Source organism: Hydrogenophaga sp. (genome assembly GCF_041633695.1).
GTDB lineage: Bacteria > Pseudomonadota > Gammaproteobacteria > Burkholderiales > Burkholderiaceae_C > Hydrogenophaga.
Genome location: NZ_JBFJMY010000767.1, coordinates 1 through 1,021, shown reverse-complemented (window position 1 = coordinate 1,021; position 1,021 = coordinate 1). Strand labels below are relative to the sequence as shown.

Sequence of the window (1,021 nt, the reverse complement as noted above, 5' to 3'; positions counted from 1 at the left end):
GTGGCGGGAGCCGTTCATGGGGCGGTATTCCTCGGTGTCGATCGGTACATGGGGCCTTTCCGCGTCAAAGCAAGGACGGTGCCACGCACTTTCGATCGCGAAGTTCGGCTATAATTCGCTCCGGTTTGCAGGCGCGTAGCTCAGCTGGTTAGAGCACCACCTTGACATGGTGGGGGTCGTTGGTTCGAGTCCAATCGCGCCTACCAATAAAATCAACAGGTTACGCAAGTTCTCTCTCGATTTTGTTGGCTCGTACGGAAAAAGTACGGAAATCAAAGTAGCCCCGCCAGGGGCTATTTTTTTGTCTGCACGCATCCTGCCTCGGGTTTTCCGTGCATCTCCCGGCTTCGCCGGGCCGCGCTGTACGTGCTGCGCATCGAGCCGACTGCGTCGTCTCGCCCCTTCGGCTTCCATCGCTGATGCCTCCGCGGCAAGGCCGCTGCGCGCTGCGCTTGCCAGTGCAGATGTGGTGCGTGATGGGCTGGCTTGCTGGCTCCCTTCATCCTTGCACACCGTTCTCGCGCTCAAGGTCTGCGCGTGCCTTGCACGCTGGCGTCCTGTCGGCCGTCTGCGAACCTGTGACCGCTGCGCTGCGGCGTGCCGGTTCCGGTCCCGGGCAATTCCGCCCGAGCAACCGGAGATGATCATGGAAGAGAAATCGCACGTTTCGCTGGAACAACATGCATGCCTGGTATGTGGCGTCAGCTTCGATACTGGCAGCATCCTGCTGGACAAGCGCCTGCGCGCGAGCATGAAGCGCTACACAGTGACGGGCTGGGGCCTGTGCCCTGAACACCAGAAGCTGTCGGATGACGGCTTTGTCGCGCTGGTCGAATGCGATCCGCAGCGCAGCGGCTCGCCGACGGGTAACGGTAATCTGAAGCCGGAGCAGGCTTATCGCACGGGACAGCTGGCCCATCTCAAGCGCCACGTGTTCGCTGCCGTGTTCAACGTGCCGATCGAGGCCAACCAGCCTTGCGTCTTCGTCGATCCGGGCGTGATCGAGCAGCTTCAGGCGATG

At 61.4% G+C, this 1,021-nt stretch carries 1 protein-coding gene and 1 tRNA gene; both read left to right on the top strand.

All coding sequences use genetic code 11. The annotated features are described in order from the left end of the window. Positions 1-129: 129 nt before the first annotated feature. A tRNA-Val gene (locus ABYB95_RS23955) sits at positions 130-206 on the top strand. Positions 207-646: 440 nt separating this feature from the next. Further along, positions 647-1,021, top strand: a 375-nt coding sequence (locus ABYB95_RS23950) for an ATPase (protein WP_372663002.1), incomplete at its 3' end; no start/stop codon positions are given.